General features: G+C 49.5%; 17 protein-coding genes, 1 tRNA gene and 1 pseudogene. 10 read left to right on the forward strand and 9 right to left on the reverse strand.

The window, feature by feature from the left end; genetic code table 11:
* Positions 1-43 precede the first annotated feature (43 nt).
* A complete protein-coding gene (locus GF617_RS21330; RefSeq protein ID WP_181620288.1) occupies positions 44-994 on the reverse strand; it encodes a sugar-binding transcriptional regulator in 951 nt (316 codons plus the stop codon).
* Positions 995-1,390: 396 nt separating this feature from the next.
* Here GF617_RS21330 and GF617_RS21335 point away from each other — a divergent pair, with 396 nt between their 5' ends.
* The 4 genes from GF617_RS21335 (at position 1,391) to ypdK (ending at position 4,195) form a co-directional block, all read left to right on the forward strand.
* Entirely contained in the window at positions 1,391-1,930 is a 540-nt protein-coding gene (locus GF617_RS21335; RefSeq protein WP_181620289.1) for a DUF2058 domain-containing protein, read from the forward strand.
* A gap of 85 nt (positions 1,931-2,015) precedes the next feature.
* Complete coding sequence (locus GF617_RS21340) at positions 2,016-2,492, forward strand: WbuC family cupin fold metalloprotein (RefSeq protein WP_181620290.1); 477 nt, start codon at positions 2,016-2,018, stop codon at positions 2,490-2,492.
* A gap of 377 nt (positions 2,493-2,869) precedes the next feature.
* Entirely contained in the window at positions 2,870-3,787 is a 918-nt protein-coding gene (lpxP, locus tag GF617_RS21345; RefSeq protein ID WP_181620291.1) for a kdo(2)-lipid IV(A) palmitoleoyltransferase, read from the forward strand.
* Between the two features lie 336 nt (positions 3,788-4,123).
* Positions 4,124-4,195, forward strand: coding sequence for a membrane protein YpdK (gene ypdK, locus GF617_RS27460; protein ID WP_099458937.1), 72 nt, complete (start codon positions 4,124-4,126; stop codon positions 4,193-4,195).
* Between the two features lie 68 nt (positions 4,196-4,263).
* Here the strand turns inward: ypdK and alaC are convergent, their stop codons facing one another.
* Positions 4,264-5,496 carry an alanine transaminase gene (alaC, locus tag GF617_RS21355; protein ID WP_181620292.1) on the reverse strand — a complete coding sequence of 411 codons (1,233 nt, stop codon included), beginning with the start codon at positions 5,494-5,496 and terminating at the stop codon, positions 4,264-4,266.
* 385 nt (positions 5,497-5,881) lie between these two features.
* Here alaC and GF617_RS21360 point away from each other — a divergent pair, with 385 nt between their 5' ends.
* Entirely contained in the window at positions 5,882-7,579 is a 1,698-nt protein-coding gene (locus GF617_RS21360; protein ID WP_181620293.1) for a sensor histidine kinase, read from the forward strand.
* 13 nt (positions 7,580-7,592) lie between these two features.
* Positions 7,593-8,330: a LytTR family DNA-binding domain-containing protein gene (locus GF617_RS21365; RefSeq protein ID WP_181620294.1), complete on the forward strand. Its 738-nt coding sequence runs from the start codon at positions 7,593-7,595 to the stop codon at positions 8,328-8,330.
* Positions 8,331-8,367: 37 nt separating this feature from the next.
* On the opposite strand, the gene glk is transcribed toward GF617_RS21365, so the two are convergent.
* The gene (gene glk, locus GF617_RS21370; RefSeq protein WP_181620295.1) at positions 8,368-9,333 is read right to left on the reverse strand and encodes a glucokinase; all 966 of its coding nucleotides are present in this window, start codon (positions 9,331-9,333) and stop codon (positions 8,368-8,370) included.
* A 205-nt stretch (positions 9,334-9,538) separates the two neighbouring features.
* Between glk and GF617_RS21375 the strand changes: the two genes are divergently transcribed.
* Positions 9,539-10,777 carry an ion channel protein gene (locus GF617_RS21375; RefSeq protein ID WP_181620296.1) on the forward strand — a complete coding sequence of 413 codons (1,239 nt, stop codon included), beginning with the start codon at positions 9,539-9,541 and terminating at the stop codon, positions 10,775-10,777.
* On the opposite strand, the gene ipdC is transcribed toward GF617_RS21375, so the two are convergent.
* Positions 10,778-12,436 carry an indolepyruvate decarboxylase gene (gene ipdC, locus GF617_RS21380; RefSeq protein ID WP_181620297.1) on the reverse strand — a complete coding sequence of 553 codons (1,659 nt, stop codon included), beginning with the start codon at positions 12,434-12,436 and terminating at the stop codon, positions 10,778-10,780.
* Positions 12,437-12,620: 184 nt separating this feature from the next.
* Between ipdC and mgrA the strand changes: the two genes are divergently transcribed.
* Both mgrA and ypeC read left to right on the forward strand, forming a co-directional pair.
* Complete coding sequence (gene mgrA / locus GF617_RS21385) at positions 12,621-13,619, forward strand: L-glyceraldehyde 3-phosphate reductase (RefSeq protein ID WP_203452401.1); 999 nt, start codon at positions 12,621-12,623, stop codon at positions 13,617-13,619.
* Positions 13,620-13,745: 126 nt separating this feature from the next.
* On the forward strand, positions 13,746-14,084 hold the full coding sequence (gene ypeC / locus GF617_RS21390; protein WP_181620299.1) for a DUF2502 domain-containing protein YpeC: 339 nt from the start codon (positions 13,746-13,748) through the stop codon (positions 14,082-14,084).
* A 47-nt stretch (positions 14,085-14,131) separates the two neighbouring features.
* On the opposite strand, the gene GF617_RS21395 is transcribed toward ypeC, so the two are convergent.
* Together GF617_RS21395 and GF617_RS21400 are read right to left on the reverse strand one after the other, a co-directional pair.
* A complete protein-coding gene (locus GF617_RS21395) occupies positions 14,132-15,307 on the reverse strand; it encodes an IS4 family transposase (protein ID WP_203452402.1) in 1,176 nt (391 codons plus the stop codon).
* 99 nt (positions 15,308-15,406) lie between these two features.
* On the reverse strand, positions 15,407-16,645 hold the full coding sequence (locus GF617_RS21400) for an Nramp family divalent metal transporter (RefSeq protein ID WP_181620301.1): 1,239 nt from the start codon (positions 16,643-16,645) through the stop codon (positions 15,407-15,409).
* 349 nt (positions 16,646-16,994) lie between these two features.
* Here GF617_RS21400 and nupC point away from each other — a divergent pair, with 349 nt between their 5' ends.
* Positions 16,995-18,182 (forward strand): nucleoside permease NupC, encoded by a 1,188-nt coding sequence (gene nupC / locus GF617_RS21405; RefSeq protein ID WP_181620302.1) that lies wholly within the window; start codon positions 16,995-16,997, stop codon positions 18,180-18,182.
* Positions 18,183-18,228: 46 nt separating this feature from the next.
* Here the strand turns inward: nupC and GF617_RS21410 are convergent.
* The 3 genes and pseudogenes from GF617_RS21410 to GF617_RS21420 form a co-directional block, all read right to left on the reverse strand.
* A pseudogene (locus GF617_RS21410) lies at positions 18,229-19,317 on the reverse strand (IS4 family transposase).
* A gap of 102 nt (positions 19,318-19,419) precedes the next feature.
* Complete coding sequence (locus GF617_RS21415) at positions 19,420-21,609, reverse strand: EAL domain-containing protein (protein WP_203452404.1); 2,190 nt, start codon at positions 21,607-21,609, stop codon at positions 19,420-19,422.
* A 212-nt stretch (positions 21,610-21,821) separates the two neighbouring features.
* Positions 21,822-21,897, reverse strand: a tRNA-Ala gene (locus GF617_RS21420).
* Position 21,898 lies beyond the last annotated feature (1 nt).

A 21,898-nucleotide genomic window follows, 5' to 3' on the forward strand; every position in this document is an offset into this window, starting at 1 on the left:
CCCTCATAAATTTAATTATGTCAGGATCAATTTAATTTTTTGATTACAATAACAATTCGGCAGTGGATTTATTCGTCACTAAACAGTTAATATAATTCCCGCGTAAAGCGCCAAGAATACCACTCAATTTTTCTTCACTCATCGCGATACCAATAGAATAACGCGCCTTTTTTAATTTATTGATTTCAATAGAGAGCGTTTTTTCACTCATATTGGTGTCTACCGTTACACCATTGATATCGTAAAAACGTGAACAGATATCTCCGGCAACCTGTCGGGCATGCAGATCATCACTTTCTTCGCTGCCATAAAATGCGTGCCAGTTTGCGCCATCACGAATGGCGGGAGAACCAATCCCTACCAGTGCAATATCCAGATTATCCCAGTAAGCGGCGATCGTCTCAAAATGCCGGGACTGCATAATGCCGTTGCGAATCAGCGGATTTTCCAGAAGCGCTGGAAAATCCGCCAGATGAGATTCCCCTTTCAGCTTTGCAGCAGCGCTGTAGGTCAACGTATTGACATGAAAACGGCTTTCAAGCTTGCCTGAAGGGCCACCGATAATGGGTACACAGATGAGCTGACGTGACTGGCCCGCTGGCGATAGCCCCTCCACCAGCGCACTCACCGCTCGTCCCCAGGAAAAACCGATAATGTCGCCGGGTTCCAGTAAGCGTTCGAGCAATTGAGCGCCATGCTCACCCATCATCGCGAGATGATCATCCTCCCGTTCACTGTCACAGGAGATCACCACTGCCTCTTTCAGACCAAATTTCTGCTTTAACTGCTGCTCAAGCCAAAGGTTTTCGTTGTAATCGTAATTAATGGCGATCGTCACAATTCCCTGTTCGCGGCCCCGCTTCAGCAGGCGACTAATGGTCGTGCGATAAATTCCCAACTCACGCGCTATCTGCGCTTGCGTCATATCCTGCTCGTAATACAACTGCGCTATTTTCACGATCAGGCGAATGTCATCGCTGTTTTCCGTCGCCATTTTTACACTCCTGCACATTTGTGCAAATCACGAAATTGTCGTCCTGATCTGATATAACCCCATCAATGCTGGAGTTCAAAGCAATTTTCTCTTATTTGAACGCCAAGAACTGACGTTTTATCTTGCACATTTGATGTGTCGATAGATCGTTTACGGCACATCTGTGCTCGCCTTTCTAATCCATTGATTCTGCTCACCTTCATCAATCAAAGTTGCTAACAGCAAAAACAGTCACTTTTGTGTTGAAAGGTGTGGCAGATCACAAAGCGCATACAGGTTATTGAATCCCCTTCAGCCACAGGTCAATACCTCCACGCCCTGATGCCATCATCTGGTACTGCATCGACGATTACAGGTATAATCCGAAGTACTATTTGAATGGTTTTAGAAACGAACATGACAAAACTTACTCTCCAGGAACAGATGCTGAAAGCGGGATTAGTCAGCAGTAAAAAGCTCGCGAAAGTGCAAAAAACGGCTAAGAAATCGCGCGTGCAGGCCCGTGAAGCCAGAGAAGCTGTTGAAATGAATAAAAAGGCGCAACTTGAGCGTGATAAACAGCTGAGCGAACAACAAAAGCAGGCGGCATTATCAAAAGAGTACAAAGCGCAGATCAAACAGCTCATTGAGATGAACAGGATTGTTTGCCCAAAAGGTGAGATTGGATATAACTTCACCGATAACAATCTCATCAAGAAAGTCTATGTGGATAAACTTATTCAGTCTCAATTGATGAGTGGCCGTCTCGCCATTGCTCGTCTGAGTGCGGATAATGGCCCAGAGAGTGAATACGCGATTATCCCCACCATCGTGGCTAATAAAATTATGCAGCGCGATGAGAGTTATATCGTTTTAAGCAGTGTGGTTACCCCAGAAGCTCAGGATGAAGAAGATCCTTATGCTGACTTTATCGTGCCTGATGATTTGATGTGGTAGGAAAGAAGATTTCTTAATCCTCTCCTCGGGCATATCACTTACCTGTTCCAGCAGATGACAGCTGGCTCCCTCTCAGGCGATTTAGATGAAGCAAATAACATTTAGCGATCTCAGGCAACAGAGCGAAGCTGCTGCAAATTCACCCCGCTTGCGCGCCCATCGTAATTTTCATCCCGAATTGAGCGATCCTGTACAACGTTTAGCGGTTGCTATGGAGCCTGGCACTTACGTTCGGCCACACCGCCATCCGCATACATTCGAACTGTTGCTTCCCCTCAGTGGCCGCTTTGTTGTCTTAAATTTTGATGAGAATGGCGTCGTTACCCATCGCGTTGTGTTAGGGGAAGAGTGCATGGCGCTGGAAACAGATGCCGGTGTCTGGCATGCCGTTTTGTCGCTGGATCAGGGCGGGGTTATTTTTGAAGTCAAACACGGCGGCTATCAACCCGTTGCAGAACAGGATTTCGCTGCATGGGGACCAGCTGAAGGTGATGCCGGAACAGCCGAACTGATGGCATGGTATGCGCACGCACAACCCGGTGATGCGTTTTTTAAACGGTAAATGACAGCTTTTTAGATACACAAACAGATACCGTTTGGTGTCTGTTTCTCTAAAAAACCAACGTATTGCCACAGAAAAAGACATTTCGTACATATTGAGATCATCTGTCGCAAAAAATTATTTTGATAAAATTACCCCCACCATAATGATGAGAATCAAGCACCTTAAACATTGTCGCTTTTTTAGGCAAAAACCATGTGTGGCAGATGCCGTACAACGGTGCTACATTACGCCGCCCAGCTTGCATCGGCAGTGGACAGGTAACGCCGTAAAGATCGGTAAAGCCTGAAACCATCACCTTAAATTGTGGTCATAATTAGCACGGTGTAACGCGATGTTTGCGCTACCTTCACAGGCTTTACATAGGTTTCACTACTTTGTCTCAATCCAAATTCAAACGCACCTATTTACATCCGCGTTACTGGTTTACCTGGTTTGGTCTTGGCGTATTGTGGCTACTGGTTCAGCTACCCTACCCGGCAATTCGTCTGCTGGGCTCTAAACTGGGCAGCGCTTCACGTCACTTCCTTAAACGTCGAGAATCGATCGCCCGTAAAAATATCGAGCTTTGCTTCCCTCAATACAACGCTGAACAGCGCGAAAAACTCATCTCGGAAAACTTCAAATCTATCGGCATGGCTTTGCTTGAAACGGGCATGGCGTGGTTCTGGCCTGATGAACGAGTCCGCAAATGGTTCGATGTTGAAGGTCTCGACAATCTGAAGCGTGCGCAAGCACAAAACCGCGGCGTGATGGTTGTCGGTGTGCATTTTATGTCGCTGGAGTTAGGTGGCCGCGTAATGGGGCTTTGCCAGCCAATGATGGCAACCTATCGTCCGCACAACAACCCTCTGATGGAGTGGGTGCAAACACGTGGTCGTATGCGTTCCAATAAAGCAATGATCAGCCGTAATAACTTACGCGGCATGGTTGGTGCATTGAAAAAAGGCGAGGCCGTCTGGTTTGCGCCCGATCAGGATTATGGACGGAAAGGCAGTAGCTTTGCGCCTTTCTTCGCCGTTAAAGACGTGGCAACAACAAACGGTACATTCGTGATTTCACGCCTGTCCGGGGCTGCAATGCTGACCGTCACCATGGTCAGAAAAGCAGACAACTCTGGCTACCGTCTGCATATTTCACCTGAAATGATGAACTACCCAGATAAAGAGTGCGACGCTGCGGCATTTATCAATAAGGTTATCGAGAAAGAAATCATGCGCGCGCCGGAACAATATCTGTGGGTGCATCGCCGCTTTAAAACTCGCCCTATTGGCGAATCTTCTCTCTATATCTGACACCTTGCCTAAGGTTAGTTTCGCTAAGAAACTAACCTTTTCAATCACCTGCTATTCCCTCTCGTTTCGTTCTCTTTCCGTCGTCGCTCAATCCGAATTTATTGCGCATCGAAATCAAACTGTCGCCGTTCCACGACACTCGTAAGTGTAGGAAATTATTTAAAAAAATGCCTCTTGTCACCCCTCTGATTTAGGCGTACATTAGCGCCGTCTGGCAATAGGAAAGCACAGAATTCTGAGCTGGAGTCAGCGGCGTTTAAGCCCGATTTCAGCACTCTATACTCAGGTGGACTCTGTTTTTAAATGCGTATCACACGGTACGCGGAGCGATGAAACGTGAAATATTTCTTTATGGGCATTTCGGTGATTGTATTAGTCTGGGCCGGAACCTTTGCCCTGATGATCTGAGCGAAGAAAATGCATTAAAAAAGACAGGAGCCAAAGGCTCCTGTCTTTTTATCATTCTTCGACCCGTGTTATTCCGTTGTACTTTTTGAACCTGATGATGAGAGCAACCCATCCGCACGGAACATACTTTTAATACCTCTGACCGCCTGGCGGATACGATCGCTGTTTTCGATGAGGGCAAATCGCACGTGAGTGTCGCCATAATCACCGAAACCGATGCCTGGAGAGACACACACCTTCGCGTCATGCAGCATCTTCTTCGCAAACTCCAGTGACCCCATCGCCGCATAAGGCTCGGGGATCTTCGCCCAGACATACATCGACGCTTTCGGCATTTCTACCATCCAGCCAGCCTCGTGTAAGCCTTTAACCAGCACATCACGACGGCGTTTATACTGCGCGGCAATGTCATGCACACATTGCTGATCGCCCTCCAGCGCCGCGATAGCGGCCACCTGAAGCGGTGTAAACGTCCCGTAGTCGTGATAACTCTTGATGCGCGCCAGCGCATTCACCAGCGTCTTGTTGCCGACCATGAAACCAATGCGCCAGCCCGCCATATTGTAGCTTTTGGAAAGTGTGAAAAACTCGACAGCCACATCACGCGCACCTGGAACCTGCATGATTGAGGGAGCCTTCCAGCCGTCATAAACGATATCGGCATAGGCTAAATCATGGACAACCAGAACATCGTAACGTTTTGCCAGTGCCACGACTTTTTCAAAGAAATCCAGTTCAACACACTGCGCGGTTGGGTTTGACGGAAAACCGAGAATCATCATCTTTGGTTTTGGGTAACTTTCACGTATCGCACGTTCCAGTTCACCAAAAAAATCTACCCCTTCCACCAGCGGCACAGAACGAACCTGAGCACCGGCAATGACCGCGCCATAGATATGAATCGGGTAGCTAGGATTGGGCACAAGTACCGTATCACCGTGATCAAGCGTTGCCAACATCAGGTGCGCCAACCCTTCTTTCGAGCCGATAGTCACAATCGCTTCGCTTTCAGGATCGATATCCACCTGGTAACGATCCTGATACCAGCGAGAGATCGCCCGACGTAAACGAGGAATACCGCGCGATGTAGAGTAACCATGCGTATCAGGGCGTTGAGCCACAGTGCATAATTTCTCAACAATATGCGGGGGAGTTGGACCGTCGGGGTTACCCATGCTGAAATCAATAATGTCTTCGCCGCGCCGACGCGCAGCCATTTTCAGTTCAGCAGTGATATTAAAAACATAAGGAGGGAGACGATCAATACGCGTAAAACGGCGTTCGGGACTGAATTCAGCCATAGATTCCTCAGATTCACGTTAGCGCCCGGACCGTCCGAGCGACGCTGCCACGTATGTGGCGTGTTTAGAAAATAACCTGAAAAAAAACCTGCTGTCGAGAGGGAAATGAAAAAAAAGTCATCGCGTTAAAACCGGAATCGTGCTGAGTATAAAAGCGGAAGCCTTCTGAGGCAGACCTTATTTTTATACTATTTACTTAACACAATGATATCAAAAACGTTACTCATCATTAGCACTGTGATAGAAAATCAGGTTTATTCAACAAGACACAAATAATCCCCTTTGTAAATTATGGTTTTTCCTCATTTGATAAAGCAGACGGATAGCTGGTCATTACGCGCCAGGTTTTTTATCATGGTTTTTTCCCGATATCCCAGGTCTACTCGTGCACGAAATATTCGATATGCTGCTGGCGGTTTACGACCGCGCGGCGTTAATGCTCATCTGCCTGTTCTTCTTAATTCGCATCCGCCTGTTTCGCGAGCTTTTGCATAAATCCGCCCACTCGCCAAAAGAGCTGCTGGCCGTTACGGCAATCTTCTCGATGTTTGCCCTGTTCAGCACCTGGTCTGGTGTTCCCGTCGAGGGTTCGCTGGTCAACGTGCGTATTATCGCCGTGATGTCGGGAGGGATTTTATTTGGCCCATGGGTGGGGATCATCACCGGGATTATTGCCGGAACACATCGCTACTTAATTGATATTGGCGGCGTGACGGCAATCCCCTGCTTTATCACCAGTATCATTGCCGGGATCCTTTCCGGGTGGATTAACCGCAAAATTCCGAAAAAGCAGCACTGGCGGGCAGGGATTGTCGCCGGCATGGTGTGCGAAACGCTGACGATGATCCTGGTCGTCGTCTGGGCTCCAACAACTGCACTAGGGCTGGATATCGTGTCTAAAATCGGTATTCCCATGATTTTAGGCAGCGTCTGTATCGGGTTTATCGTGTTGTTGGTACAAAGTGTGGAGGGCGAAAAGGAAGCCAGTGCAGCTCGCCAGGCCAAGCTGGCGCTGGATATCGCGAACAAAACGCTGCCGCTGTTTCGCCACGTTAACGCCGAATCACTCCGTCAGGTGTGTGAGATTATCCGCCGCGATATTCACGCCGATGCCGTCGCCATTACCAACATCGATCATGTGCTGGCCTATGTCGGCGTAGGTGAACACAACTACCGTGACAATGATGACACCGTCAGCCCCACCACCCGCCAGGCCATTAACTACGGTAAAATCATTATTAAAAACAATGATGAGGCATACCGGACGCCTGAAATTCACTCCATGCTGGTGATCCCACTTTGGGAAAAGGGAGTGGTAACGGGCACATTGAAGATTTATTACTGCCATGCACATCAGATCACCTCCTCATTACAGGAGATGGCAATCGGCCTGTCGCAGATTATTTCCACCCAACTGGAAGTCTCGCGCGCAGAGCAGTTACGTGAAATGGCAAATAAGGCAGAGCTCCGCGCGCTGCAAAGCAAAATCAATCCTCATTTCTTGTTTAACGCCCTGAACGCCATCTCCTCCTCCATTCGCCTTAATCCGGACACCGCTCGCCAGCTGATTTTCAATCTCTCGCGCTATCTTCGCTACAACATTGAACTGAAAGATGACGAGCAAATTGATATTAAAAAAGAGCTCTACCAGATTAAAGACTATATCGCGATCGAGCAGGCTCGCTTTGGCGATAAACTCACAGTCATTTACGATATTGATGAAGAGGTTAACTGTGTGATCCCTAGCCTGCTCATTCAGCCGCTGGTTGAAAATGCAATTGTTCACGGCATCCAGCCCTGCAAAGGTAAAGGCGTCGTGACCATCAGTGTGACCGAAAGCGGTAATCGCGTGCGCATTTCGGTACGTGATACGGGTCATGGTATCGATCCGAAAGTCATTGAACGCGTTGAAGCAAATGAAATGCCGGGAAATAAAATTGGCCTGCTGAATGTACATCATCGCGTCAAACTGCTGTATGGGGACGGGTTACATATTCGACGCCTTGAGCCAGGCACTGAAATCGCCTTTTACGTCCCGAATGAACGGACCCCCGTTCACGTACCGATATCACTGTTGCCTTAGGCCGGAGTAATACATGAAAGTCATCATCGTGGAAGATGAATTTCTGGCTCAACAGGAACTGAGCTGGCTGATCAAAACCCATAGTCAAATGGAGATCGTTGGTACATTTGAGGACGGTCTGGATGTGCTGAAATTTTTGCAGCATAACCGTGTTGATGCCATTTTTCTGGATATCAATATTCCTTCGCTGGATGGGGTTCTGCTGGCGCAGAACATCAACCAGTTTGCTCACAAGCCGTTCATTGTGTTTGTCACTGCATGGAAAGAGCATGCCGTTGAGGCATTCGAACTGGAAGCATTTGACTACATTCTTAAGCCTTACCAGGAATCACGCATCGTCAGCATGTTGCAAAAGCTGGAGATGGCCTGGCAGCAACAGGCTGGTACAGCAACCGTCAACGCTAACCCAGCCGCTCGGGAGAATGACACCATTAATCTGGTCAAAGATGAGCGAATTATCGTTACGCCGATTGATGATATTTATTATGCCGAAGCGCATGAGAAAATGACTTTCGTCTACACGCGACGCGAGTCGTATGTGATGGCGATGAACATTACCGAGTTTTGTAACAAGCTGCCTGCGGCGCACTTTTTCCGCTGCCACCGCTCGTTCTGCGTCAATCTGAATAAGATCCGAGAGATCGAACCCTGGTTTAACAATACCTACATTTTGCGCCTGAAAGATCTCGATTTTCAGGTTCCGGTAAGCCGAAGCAAAGTGAAAGAGTTTCGCCAGTTGATGCACTTATGATGATTTCACCCTCTCCCTGAAGAGAGGGTGACGAAGACTAGAGAACCTGACCAAGAACCTGACGCAGGTGTGCACCAGAGCCCAGTAATCCTGGGTTATCGTGAACAATCAGATAGACCGGAATATCCTGTACATAGGGTTTAAAACGTCCTTTATCTTCAAACCCACCGCGAAAACCGGATGACTTAAAAAATTCCAGGAATCGCGGCACAATCCCGCCAGCGATAAACACACCACCAAAGGTGCTAAGATTCAGAGCCAGGTTGCCGCCAAAACGCCCCATGATGACACAGAACAACGACAGTGCGCGGCGACAGTCGGTGCAGCTGTCCGCCAGAGCACGCTCGGTCACGTCTTTCGGCTGCAGATTTTCCGGCAAACGACCGTCAGATTTGACGATGGCGCGGTAAAGATTCACCAGCCCAGGACCTGAGAGCACTCGTTCGGCTGAAACATGACCAATTTCCGCACGCAACTCCTCAAGGATAATGCCTTCTTCTTCGCTGTTTGGTGCAAAATCAACATGTCCCCCCTCCCCTGGCAGGCTTACCCAGCGCTTATCCACATGCACCAGATGCGCCACCCCTAAGCCGGTTCCTGCGCCATAGACGGCAATCGGCTTACCTTCAACCGGTGCAGTACCGCCAAACTGGATGAGATGTTCAGGCTTCAGCATCGGGATCGCCATGGATACCGCCGTGAAGTCGTTGATGATTTCAAGATGCGAGAATCCCAGATTTTTTTTCATCTCAGCAATAGAAAACGCCCATGTATGGTTTGTCATGGCCACCCAGTCACCGGTAATAGGGCATGCAATGGCGATACAACCATCCTCAACGCTAATCTGATGTTCATCCAGATAGACACGCACAACGGCCTCCAGGCTTGGGTAATCCAGTCCTGAATAGGTTTTCGCCTGAGAGATTTCCCCCGTATTCACATCGCACAGGGCAAGGCGCGCATTCGTGCCCCCAACATCACCTACCAAAGCATACTTTGTCATTCTTCTACGGCTCCGCTAAAGTCAGAATAAATCTTTGGGACACTGTAAATTCAAGGCTGGATAACAACAATGTTCTAAAGGGAGTCGCCCCAGGATTGTCGATCCACGTCACAGAATCACTTTACCGTTTCAGCACCTTTTGCACTATTGCGACCAAACTGATTGTGCAAAGTAACGTCATACCGTTTTGTACAAGGAAATCATCATGCTCCACCCGCGAGCCAGAACTATGCTGCTGCTGGCGCCACCCGCGCTGATTATCGGTATTGTGTCCAGCCTGATTTTAATTGTCGTCATGAAAGTGGCATCGGTACTGCAAACGATGCTGTGGGCATCGCTACCGACCACATTTGGTTTCGCGCCTGATTCTTCAGTGTGGACTCTGCTGATGCTGACACTGACAGGTATTGCGGTAGGCCTGGTGATTCGATTTAGCCCTGGGCATGCAGGTCCTGATCCCGCCCAGGAGCCACTGATTGGCGCCCCCGTCACGCCTTCAGCACTGCCAGGATTAATCCTGGCGCTGATTATTGGTCTTGCGGGAGGTGTGAGCCTGGGTCCAGAGCATCCAATTATGGCAGTCAATATTGCACTGGCAGTTTATCTCGGCTCACGTATTTTTCCGCGAGTAGGCGCACTGGACTGGACTATTCTCGCCTCTGCCGGGACTATCGGTGCACTGTTTGGTACACCCGTTGCCGCGGCACTGATTTTCTCCCAGACGCTGAGCGGGAATAACAACGATATTCCTCTCTGGGACAGGCTTTTTGCCCCCTTAATGGCGGCTGCGGCAGGTGCACTAACCACCAGCCTGTTTTTCCATCCCCACTTTTCGCTCCCGATCCCTCATTACGGGCAAATGCAAATCGCCGATATCTTCAGTGGTGCGATTGTAGCGGCTATCGCTATCGCACTGGGTATGGTTGCCGTATGGTGTCTACCACGCCTGCACCGCTTGATGCATAAACTCAGGCATCCGGTCCTGATTCTGGGTGTCGGGGGATTCCTTCTTGGAATTCTGGGGGTCATTGGAGGACATATCACCTTATTCAAAGGGCTGGATGAGATGCAGCAGATGGCATTTAGTCAGGTCTTTAGCACATCAGACTATATGCTGTTCGCCCTCGTCAAACTGGCGGCCGTTGTGGTTGCAGCAGCCTGCGGCTTCCGTGGCGGGCGCATCTTCCCCGCGGTATTTATTGGCGTCGCATTGGGCCTGATGTTACATGAGCATGTGGATGCTGTACCGCTGGCCATTACCGTCTCCTGCTCCATTCTGGGCCTGGTCCTGGTTGTCACCCGCGATGCATGGCTGAGCCTGTTTATGGCAGCAGTGGTGGTTCCTGATACCAACCTGCTGCCCTTGCTCTGTATCGTGATGTTACCCGCCTGGCTTCTGCTGGCGGGTAAACCGATGATGATGGCCTGGAGGCAAGATAAGTAATCAGGCGCTATTACGCGCCTCAAGCGCTTTTGTTATCGCCCCCAGTAGCGGCGGAATGTCTGTTTTTGGCAGCATGACCTCAATGAGAGACAACCTCTCGTGGTGTGCGACTTTATCCAGCACATCTGCCAGCACCTCAGTTTCACTGACACGCCAACACTCAGCCTGAGATTCCAGGCTGAGTGCCTGCGGTATCTGCGTCCAGTTCCAGAGTGCAATATCGTTGTATCGCTGCTCTGGCCCGTGGATCGCCCTTTCAACCGTGTACCCTTCGTTGTTAAGCACCAGAATAACAGGATGCTGATGATCGCGTAGCATTGACCCCAACTCCTGGATAGTGAGTTGCGCCGCACCATCGCCCGTAATCACAACAACTCTACGCTGTGGGCACGCCGTTTGCGCACCAAACGCGGCTGCCAGCGTGTAACCAATCGAACCCCAGAGAGGCTGAACGATAAAATTCACATCAGCAGGTAAGCGAAGGGCAAATGCCCCAAATGCAGATGTCCCCTGGTCAGCAAGGATAATGTCACCAGGACGAATAAAGGTTTGTAGCGTGCCCCAGAAGTTTTCCTGCGTGAGCATTCCTTCGGATGACGCGTGCGGAAACACCCGCGGAGGAGTCGCAGCAATGGGCTTCGCCACGTACTGCCTGCAAAGTTCAGATAAGACATCGATCGCTTGCTGCATGGGAATACCGGTAAACCAGACATCCCCGACGCGCGAAGCATGAGGCTGGACTTCAATGGTTTGCGCTGCCGTAAGTTGATGTGTAAAACCGGCAGTCAGCGTATCCGTAAAACGAGTCCCGATGCACAATACGGTATCAGCACCCTCAATAGCCTCTCTGACAGCATCCGTACTTGCCGAACCACTGTATGTGCCATAAAACCCCGCCTGACGCTCATCAAAAATCCCTTTTCCCATCAGCATCGTGGCGTGCGCCATAGGGACGTCGTTCACCCATTTCTGTAGCGCAGGTTTTAAGCCATGGCGAAGAACCAGGAAATCCGCCAGCAGCGCGGTACGGTTACTGACTTCCAGACGGAACTGCGCGGCATCGCGAAATGCTTTCAGGCAGGCATGATCGGCAAGTATGGGCTTCACAGTGAGAGCGCTTACAGGGGGCGTGGCGGCTTTTTTTGCCACATCGGCAGGTAGCATTAAATAGCCGGGCCGACGTTCACGCATCATGATGGAGAGGACACGGTCAATTTCATAGCAGGCATTTTGCTCGGTGAGTACCGCCTGAGCGACCGTGATCGGCTCGCTCATCTGATAGAAATGGCGAAAGTTTCCATCACCCAGAGTGTGATGCAAAAGCTCACCTTTTTGCTGTACCGCCATACCCGGAGCCCCCACAATATGCAATACCGGCACATATTCAGCGAAGCTGCCAGCAATACCGTTCATGGCACTTAATTCCCCAACACCAAATGTTGTCAGCAGTGCGGCAAAGCCCTTACACCGGGCATAACCATCTGCGGCATAAGATGCATTCAGTTCGTTAGCGCAGCCCACCCAGCAGATATCGGGGCTGTCGATCACATGGTCGAGAAACTGCAGGTTATAATCACCGGGCACACCAAACAGATGATCAGCACCGCAATCTGTAAGCCGGTCCAGCAGATAATCAGCGACGCAATACGGGGTTCGCATAACAGGTGTCCTTCTGACGTTGACCTCACTTTGAGTATTAAAGAAGCGTGATGGCTGTCCAGAAATGGCAGAAAGAAGCGTATGGAAAGAATGCTTTACAAAAAAGGGTGCGTTATTCTCCTTTTCTTCACGTTAGTGTAAACGCATACACTGGCTTTTCTTTTCTGCGCCTGAGGTTACGAGTATGGTTTTTCAGCCTGACAAAAATCGTTATCAGACAATGCAATATCGCCGTTGCGGACAGAGCGGTCTCAAATTACCCGCCATTTCTCTCGGGCTTTGGCACAACTTTGGCGATGCCACGCTAATTGAGAATAGCCGCCAGCTTTTACAACGCGCCTTCGACCTGGGGATAACCCATTTTGATCTCGCCAATAACTATGGCCCACCTCCTGGCTCAGCAGAATGTAACTTCGGACGTATTTTCCAGGAGGATTTTCAACCCTGGCGCGATGAGTTGATTATCTCAACCAAAGCGGGTTACACCATGTGGGATGGCCCTTACGGTGACTGGGGTTCACGTAAATACCTCATCTCCAGCCTGGATCAGAGCCTGAAGCGTTTAGGGCTGGAGTATGTCGATATCTTCTATCACCATCGCCCTGATCCGGAAACGCCGCTGCAAGAGACAATGAAAGCGCTAGACCATGTGGTACGCCAGGGGAAAGCGCTCTATGTCGGACTCTCTAATTACCCTGCGGAACTGACACGCCAGGCGATAGAGATACTTGACGATCTTGGAACGCCCTGCCTTATCCATCAGCCCAAATATTCCATGTTTGAACGTGCCCCCGAAAAAGGATTACTCGGCGTCCTGCAGGATAAGGGCGTGGGGTGTATCCCCTTCTCTCCACTGGCGGGAGGTCAACTGACCAACCGTTATCTGAACGGCATTCCGGCGGATTCACGTGCGGCCAGCGGCAGCAAATTTCTTAATCCTGACCAAATTACGGAAGAAAAACTGGCAAAAGTTCGCCGACTCAATGAACTGGCCGAACATCGTGGTCAAAAATTATCGCAAATGGCGCTGGCATGGATTTTACGCCACGATACCGTGACCTCTGTGCTGATTGGGGCTAGTAAGACTGCGCAAATTGATGATGCAGTTGGCATGCTCGAAAATCGTCACTTTTCTGAAGAAGAACTCGCTGCCATTGAAACGATTTTGACCTGTACAGAATAAGAGATCTTTTAGCAAAACGTGCTCCCTTTTGTGAATTCGGAGTTGAGGCGATGAAACGGGGCTTTACCGCCCCGTAATATTGCGTTAACAGGCCGCATAAAGGCCCCGATCGTGAAGGAGAAGAGTATGTTCAGGTCACTGATTCTGGCTGCAGTATTACTGGCTGCAGCGCCGCTGGTTGCTAATGCAGGCGAGATCACCCTGTTGCCATCCGTAAAATTACAAATTGGCGATCGTGATAATTACGGTAACTACTGGGACGGTGGCGGCTGGCGCGACCGTGATTACTGGCATCGTAATTATGAATGGCGTAAAAACCGCTGGTGGAGGCATGATAATGGCCGTCATCGCGGCTGGGACGATCGCAGAGCCTATGAGCGAGGTTATCGTGAAGGCTGGAGCGATCGCGATGACCGTCGTGGTGATTGGGGTCGCGGGCGTGGTCATGGTCACGGCCACCACTGATGATTAAAAAAGGAGCCTTACGGCCTGAGGGATCCCCAGAAACATCATCAATACACCATGATGATGTTTCGATAGGCCCTTGCCATATCTGCATATACCCTGTCGGGGTTCATCCCCGACAGGAGCCCCGGTGACTGCCGGATGACATTTTCACTCAATGTCAGATACGACAGCACCCTGCGTGATTTCTCACTGTTCGCCTGGAACCATCGATTTATTCCCTTACTTTCAAGGTAATATCCCGTCAGCCATAGGATGATGCTGTAGAGAACTGCAACCAGGCAAAGCACGGATAGTCTTTTTTCTCCCCGACTTTTACTTGCCCGCAGTCCCAGCCCATAGCGCTCGCTTTTTTCATCTCTGAAGTTCTGTTCTATCTGCATACGGCGACTATAAAGTTTAACTATCTCGCGTGGCTTATATTCCATCAAGCTGGTAAAAAGCAGCCACGGTTCACGCGCGTTTTTACGGTACAGCCTGTCTGTTTTGGGGTAATGCTGACTGCTTTTCCTGCCCGTCGCCCGCTTATGCACGGTGTAGAAATGTCCCGGGCAGGCACGACTGGCGTTGCGTGCCAGTCGCCCGAATCCCGGATAACGCGCCGTTGTTGATGACACAACATCCCGCGCCATCAGCCACTCTTCATCCCCGATGACCTGAAAACAGAGGCAGCCCCTGACTCGTCCAACAAAATCCCAGCCCAGAGAGCGGATGTGATGAAACCAGCTACTGCGAAACCCGGCATCCGTCACAATGATGACCTGTTTATCTTTACCGACAGCCGTTGCCATCTGGTCAAGAAACGCGTTCTGGACGGCAGAGTTGTTCTGGTAGCGGGAGGAAATGACCTTACTCATCAGTGGGATAGCCCTGCCATCACACAATAAGCTTGCCCGCAAAACACTGAGTTCTGATGAAGGATAGCCACTCCAGTCCACGGCAATGACACAAACTGAAAGGCTGTGCGTGAGGCGGGATACAGGCTGCTGGTAGACGGAGGGAATATCACTGAACATCAGGTCGCTGTTGAGGTGCCGATCAACACGCTTAATCTTGTGCTTAACACGTGCGGGGCCTGGCAGGTATCTGCCGATGCTGGTAAGAGAAAGCGAAGCACCACGTGTCAGGGCCACGGTCATATCGAGCAGGGCGTTTTTACGGTACTGATGAATGGAGTTCAGGGACTGGCTGAAAAATTTATGGCAAACTTGTGAAGCAGGCATAGAGGAGTGACCTTACTTTTTGGTGGAACACTAAGTAGATCACAACCTTCTATGCCTGTCTTTATTTATGGGGAGCCGTCAGGCCTTGCGGCTCCTTTTTTATAACCCTAATGCAGTCCCCACCAGCAACCACAGATTCAACGCCACCACCACTACCACGATAGCCCACCCTGCCCGTTTCACAAGAGTGGTATTAACCAGATCGCCCATCAGCGATTTATTGCTGGTAAAGATAAGCAGAGGAACCAGCGCAAGGGCAATACCAAAACTCAGTAATACCTGGCTCATTACCAAGATACGCGTCGGATCCAGCCCCATCAAAATCACAATAAACGATGGCAGCATGGTGACCGCACGACGAACCCACAGGGGAATATGAAAGCGAACAAACCCCTGCATAACGACCTGACCAGCCAGGGTCCCCACCACCGTTGATGAAAGGCCTGCCGCAACCAGGCTCAGACCAAAAATAGTTGCTGCGGCATGGCTGAGTAATGGTTCGAGCGTCAGATATGCCTGATCGAGATCGGCAATGCCTGTATGCCCGTTGAAATGAAATGCCGCAGCAGCTGTTGCCATCATCGCCAGATTGACAAAACCGGCGATGGTCATGGCAATCGCCACATCCCATTTCGTCGCAGAATAGCGCTGCTGCCGTGTGCCACCATGCAAGTGCTGCGTTAACGAAGAGTGCAGATAAATCACATGTGGCATGATCGTGGCCCCAAGCACACCTGCTGCGAGAAACACCGCCTCTGAGGTCGGTAAATCAGGAATTATCATCCCTTTACTTAACTGCGCCAGGTCAGGTTGCGAGAAAATCAGCTCGACAATATATGCGGCCGCAACAAACAGCAGCAGGCCACCGATCACTTTCTCAAGCGGTTTTTGCCCGCGGCGCTGCAACATAAGAATAAGGAAGGTCGCTATCCCGGTCAGCACAGCGCCCTGCAACAGAGAAACGCCAAGAATCAGCTTGAAACCAATTGCTGCGCCGATAAATTCAGCAAGGTCAGTCGCCATGGCAATAATTTCGGCCTGAACCCAGTAAAGCCAGACAGCAGGACGAGGATAATGATCGCGAATTTGTTCCGCCAGGTTTTTACCTGTTGCGATACCTAGTTTCGCGGAGAGCATCTGAATCAGCATGGCCATCAGGTTTGCCCAGACAACCACCCACAGCAGTTTATAGCCGTAACTGGCCCCGGCCTGAATGTTGGTCGCAAAATTACCCGGATCGATGTAGCCAATGGCGGCAATGAATGCCGGTCCCATTAATGCAAAGCGCAACTTGCGTGCCGCTCTGCCACTGCTACTCTCAACGCGACTGTTTGTCATCTCTGCCTCAGAAATATAGCCTTTGCTATGTTTCATGCTATCAAAATGCGAATGATTATCAAGTTCATTTATAATGTTTAACGTGATATCTCTGATAGCTAAAAACGATAGAAGGGCTGAAAGATGTGAAGGGTTGTCACAGGCGATGCAATCGCACAGTCAATTTAAAGCGTAACACACAAACGTAACTTTTCACTCATTTACTCAACATAACAGAAATGTATAGTTGATCACTATTTTTGAGACTCGTCACAGGATGTAACTATAGTGTGCCCTTGATCTCGTTTTCTTTGTGCTTGTTACATAGAATGTGCACGGAAATTAAACCTGCCTCATATTTGGAGCAAATATGGACCGCGTCCTTCATTTTGTCCTGGCACTTGTTGTCGTTACTGCACTTGCATTGCTGGTCAGCCATGACCGCAAAAAAATTCGTATTCGCTATGTTGTTCAACTGCTGGTTATTGAAGTTTTACTTGCGTGGTTCTTCCTGAACTCCAACGTAGGCCTGGGCTTCGTGAAAGGCTTCTCCGAAATGTTCGAAAAACTGCTCGGATTCGCTAACGAAGGAACCAACTTCGTCTTCGGCAGCATGAATGATCAAGGCCTGGCATTCTTCTTCCTGAAAGTGCTTTGCCCTATCGTCTTCATCTCCGCACTCATCGGTATCCTGCAGCACATCCGTGTTCTGCCTGTTGTTATCCGTGCGATCGGTTTCCTGCTATCCAAAGTGAACGGCATGGGTAAACTGGAATCTTTCAACGCCGTAAGTTCCCTGATCCTCGGTCAGTCTGAGAACTTCATCGCGTATAAAGATATCCTGGGCAAGATGTCCCGTAACCGCATGTACACCATGGCGGCAACCGCAATGTCCACCGTTTCCATGTCTATCGTGGGCGCGTATATGACAATGCTGGAGCCAAAGTACGTTGTTGCAGCGCTGGTTCTGAACATGTTCAGCACCTTTATCGTGCTGTCGCTGATCAACCCATACCGTGTTGATGCCAGCGAAGAAAACATCCAGATGTCTAACCTGCATGAAGGCCAGAGCTTCTTCGAAATGCTCGGCGAATACATTCTGGCAGGTTTCAAAGTTGCGATTATCGTTGCCGCAATGCTGATTGGTTTTATCGCACTAATCTCTGCACTGAACGCCCTGTTCGCCGCCGTACTGGGCATCTCCTTCCAGGGAATTCTTGGCTACATCTTCTACCCAATTGCATGGGTAATGGGTGTCCCGGCTCACGAAGCACTGCAGGTCGGCAGTATTATGGCGACTAAACTGGTTTCCAACGAATTCGTAGCCATGATGGATCTGCAGAAAATCGCCAGCACGCTCTCCCCGCGCGCAGAAGGCATTCTCTCCGTGTTCCTGGTCTCCTTCGCTAACTTCTCTTCCATCGGGATCATCGCCGGTGCGATTAAGGGCCTGAACGAAGAACAAGGTAACGTGGTTTCTCGCTTCGGTCTGAAACTGGTATACGGTTCTACGCTGGTGAGCGTACTGTCTGCATCCATCGCAGCACTGGTACTCTAATCCAGACAATAAAAAAACCGGGAGCCAGGCTCCTAATGCCAGTCAGTTAAACAACTGACTGGCCCTTTTTCGGGGCTGTGGTATACCTCCAGAGCCTCTCCTTTACCCCTCTCGGGAAGGCTCTTTCCCTCCGGGGCGGTAACGTTGCCAATTGCCCCATACTTTCAAGATCACGCATCAGCTCCGGGATTCTCCTCGGTGAAGCGCCCTGCAGGGTCATCAGCATTCCGCATGATTCTGAGAAGCTCAACTGATTCGGCCAGCATCCTTTCAGGTGCATCGCCATCTTAATCATCTGATATCTCACCAGATTATAAGCCAGCAAGACGCCCCACAGCTCCTGCTCCACAAGCTCCGGCTTTTTACTTCTCAGCGTCGGTCTGCTCAGCTGCATCGTCTGTTTTATCTCCCCGTATCCCCGTTCAATCTCCCAGCGATGACTGTACAGGTCTGCCATTTCTCCACCTGGGCAACGCATGGCATCCGTCATTGATGTCAGCAGATGACAGACTTTCCCTTTGCGCGTCACGGTCAGCAGGCGGGCTGTCATTTCGTTCCCCAGACCCGGCTACTTTTTTCGTGCCTGTGGACTGGCTTTCAGCGTTACCAGATGGTCGCCTTTACCCAGTTTTCTGATCTCTTCATACTGTGCCCCTTTTCTGAGCAGGGTCATCCAGTGCCGGTGTTCTCCCGCCGGGTTCCAGGCATTCAATAACTCCAGTGAGTAATAACCTTTATCCATTAACGTCAGGGTGTTACCGCAGGTTTGCTCTATAAGTTGCTCTGCAAGCTCATTTTCGCTGTTTTTCATTGTGCCGAAGGCTGCTGCCGTCAGCAAATGGCTGGTCAGTTCTATCTGACAGACCATTTTGGCCTGCGGATAGAGTGCAGGGTTCCCGCCATGCGTCTGGCGGGCGAAGGCTGCATCGTTCTCTGGTGTGTCCGGTGTGCCCCAGAACACACCATCAATGGCCAGCAGGGTCAGCACGCACCAGTTCGGGTGCGGCGTGGCGATACCGGATTCCTCAAGACAGCGGGAAATCAGTTCCGGGTCCAGATATTCGCCCAGAGAAGTCAGAGGGTTATGCAGGGAATCGTAACGGGATACCAGATCAAGAGCCTGTCCAATGTGCATAAAAAATCCGGAAACGGGTGAGCATTTCCGGATTCTTACACAGCCACTGGATCGGTCAACCGACCTTAACTGATCGGCATTAGGAGTCTGGCTCCCGGTTTTTTATGCCTGCAATTCAGCCAGTGGTGTCGGCTTGCCTACCAAATAACCTTGCAGATAATCCACGCCGAAACGGAGTAGCATTTCGCGTTGTTCTGCAGTTTCCACAAACTCGGCAACCACACTAAGCGACTTCGTTTTAGCCAGATTACAAATCGACTGGACAATCATCGCATCCATACTGTCAGTGGCGATATCTTTTACAAAGCAACCATCAATCTTGATGATATCCGCCTGCAAACGCTTAAGCCGCTCATAATTCGCATACCCTGTCCCAAAGTCATCAATCGCGATACGGAAACCGTATTCCCGTAGCTGATGGATGTTTTTAATACTGGTTTCGGAATTGGAGAATGCCTGCTCTTCGGTTACCTCAATCACGACTGCGTGCGGTGCAACCGAATAGCGTTCGAACAGGGAGATAATCTCGGAAGCAACCTCTTTCTGCATCAACGTGAGTGGCATCAAATTTACTGAAAAACGGGTTCCGGCATGGGGCGCTGGATTATCACGTAACCATTTCAGTAAATGCTCAACCACACTCAAGTCGAACCGGTGGCTCAGGTTGAATTGGGCAATCAGCGGGATAAAGCGATCGGGCGTGATAATCTCACCCTCGCTTTCCAGTCGCGTCAGAATCTCGTAGTACCTTTCACCTTTGGCGTTCTGAATCGGCTGGGCATACAAGAGAAGCCCTCTGGCGTCGAGTGCACGCTTGATTCGTCCTAACATCAGAACTCTTTCCGTCGTTTGTCCTGAGACCGTGTCAAGGCTATTGGTTAATGCAAGCACATTATGTGCAGCACATGATTGCTCAGACAACCAGCTTAATTGCCCAAGCATATGGTGCAAATGTTCGCCGCCATCGACCTCGCCCCAGGATGCTCCAAATTCAATATCCAGTCCGGTATTGTTCCAGAAAATTTTACGGCTGTTCAGTTGATCAACCATATGCTGTAAGCGCTCGGCCGTTTCAGGGCCTAACAGTACCAGCACCAGTTCACTACCTGGCAACTGGAAGAGCTTTTCATCTTTTTGCAGCAGAGGTTGAAGAGATGCGGTAATCACCCGCTTGCAATGCACACGCATGAGGATGCCATAATGACGGCTTAAAAATTCCAGATTATCCATCCTCAGACAACAGACCTTTGCATCGGAATGAATGGACAGAAAGTCTTCCAGCGCACGAATGTTGGGCAACCCTGTTAACGGATCGGTTAAAGCCCTCTCCTGCCAACCTTGCTTCAACCACTCGCTTCGTCGGTAGATCCTGGACATATAAAGCAAGCAGATGGCGAACGAGATCAGCACAGACAAGATAAAGGACAGCGAATACCCCGTCTCAACACCATTGAGAAAGTTATAGTTGTACGTTAGCAACAAGAATGCGGAGGCAGCCCACAGTAACGAAATTAGCGCATAGCTAAGCCGACTGATACCGAGGGTAAAGAGAATAAAAATCCCCGGCATCAGGTAACCCGCAATGATGGGTGATTCCAGAGGCGTACACAAAAGTGCAATGATGGACACCAAAAACATCAGCCAGACTAATATAAATAGCGGTTTTTTATTATAAAAAATAGGTTTCAGACTTCGTCGCCAAAACGTTCTGGCGTAGCAGGGATTAATTATCATTCTTAATGGATAATAGAACATCATTGTAAATATAAGGGCTGCACAAATCAGACTCTGAATATCAACAACGTTATAAATGGCAGTACCATCACCAAAGAATGTAGAGAGAGAAACAGGAAAATCAAAAAAATACCCAGCGAGATACATCGATACCTTGATACCTATAGGCACGATAAAACCAAGCCAGAAAATGCGAATTCCAATGTATTTATTTGGGAGACTATGACGCCATCGACGCCCCAGGATGGCTCGCATGATACCAGCGGTAGCAAAAACAGAAAATGTCTGACAAAACAACAACACAGCATGCTGAAGAACGGTTAATTGCAAATTATAGACATTCGTGGCAAAAAGGCTCAACAGAACAGGAATGATGGCACGGCGACCAAACAATAAAATAACCGCCAGCATTACACTTAACGGTAACCATGCCAGATAAACATCATAACCATTCACAATTGCACGCGGAGAAATATAACGAGAAAATGGAATTGTGAGCAGGCATAACAGCAGGGCAAGCATAAATATTTTTACATTATTGATGAGTTTACTTTTCATTAAGATAAATAAAAAATTTTCCATACAATTCATTGACCGAATGGATAATATGTTTATTAATTGCGCGAATCAAGTTCAAGTCAATAAAGAGACCGCTTTATTGATTTAGATTTAGGTGAGGTGTAGAAAAAAAACCTTTCTCGTAACAAAATATACCGATGAGTGTTACATAGATATAAAAAAACCCCGTCTTTCGACGAGGTTTAGAATTTTGGTGGAGCTAAGCGGGATCGAACCGCTGACCTCTTGCATGCCATGCAAGCGCTCTCCCAGCTGAGCTATAGCCCCA

It is taken from the genome of Lelliottia sp. RWM.1 (assembly GCF_016859735.1).
Taxonomy (GTDB): domain Bacteria; phylum Pseudomonadota; class Gammaproteobacteria; order Enterobacterales; family Enterobacteriaceae; genus Enterobacter.

What these genes read in the sequence shown, in the direction of transcription:
- GF617_RS21330 (WP_181620288.1), bottom strand. Translation starts at nt 994, where the DNA reads ATGGCGACGGAAAACAGCGATGACATTCGCCTGATCGTGAAAATAGCG.
- GF617_RS21335 (WP_181620289.1), top strand. Translation starts at nt 1,391, where the DNA reads ATGACAAAACTTACTCTCCAGGAACAGATGCTGAAAGCGGGATTAGTC.
- GF617_RS21340 (WP_181620290.1), top strand. Translation starts at nt 2,016, where the DNA reads ATGAAGCAAATAACATTTAGCGATCTCAGGCAACAGAGCGAAGCTGCT.
- alaC (WP_181620292.1), bottom strand. Translation starts at nt 5,496, where the DNA reads ATGGCTGAATTCAGTCCCGAACGCCGTTTTACGCGTATTGATCGTCTC.
- GF617_RS21365 (WP_181620294.1), top strand. Translation starts at nt 7,593, where the DNA reads ATGAAAGTCATCATCGTGGAAGATGAATTTCTGGCTCAACAGGAACTG.
- glk (WP_181620295.1), bottom strand. Translation starts at nt 9,333, where the DNA reads ATGACAAAGTATGCTTTGGTAGGTGATGTTGGGGGCACGAATGCGCGC.
- GF617_RS21375 (WP_181620296.1), top strand. Translation starts at nt 9,539, where the DNA reads ATGCTCCACCCGCGAGCCAGAACTATGCTGCTGCTGGCGCCACCCGCG.
- ipdC (WP_181620297.1), bottom strand. Translation starts at nt 12,436, where the DNA reads ATGCGAACCCCGTATTGCGTCGCTGATTATCTGCTGGACCGGCTTACA.
- mgrA (WP_203452401.1), top strand. Translation starts at nt 12,621, where the DNA reads ATGGTTTTTCAGCCTGACAAAAATCGTTATCAGACAATGCAATATCGC.
- ypeC (WP_181620299.1), top strand. Translation starts at nt 13,746, where the DNA reads ATGTTCAGGTCACTGATTCTGGCTGCAGTATTACTGGCTGCAGCGCCG.
- GF617_RS21395 (WP_203452402.1), bottom strand. Translation starts at nt 15,307, where the DNA reads ATGCCTGCTTCACAAGTTTGCCATAAATTTTTCAGCCAGTCCCTGAAC.
- GF617_RS21400 (WP_181620301.1), bottom strand. Translation starts at nt 16,645, where the DNA reads ATGACAAACAGTCGCGTTGAGAGTAGCAGTGGCAGAGCGGCACGCAAG.
- nupC (WP_181620302.1), top strand. Translation starts at nt 16,995, where the DNA reads ATGGACCGCGTCCTTCATTTTGTCCTGGCACTTGTTGTCGTTACTGCA.
- GF617_RS21415 (WP_203452404.1), bottom strand. Translation starts at nt 21,609, where the DNA reads ATGAAAAGTAAACTCATCAATAATGTAAAAATATTTATGCTTGCCCTG.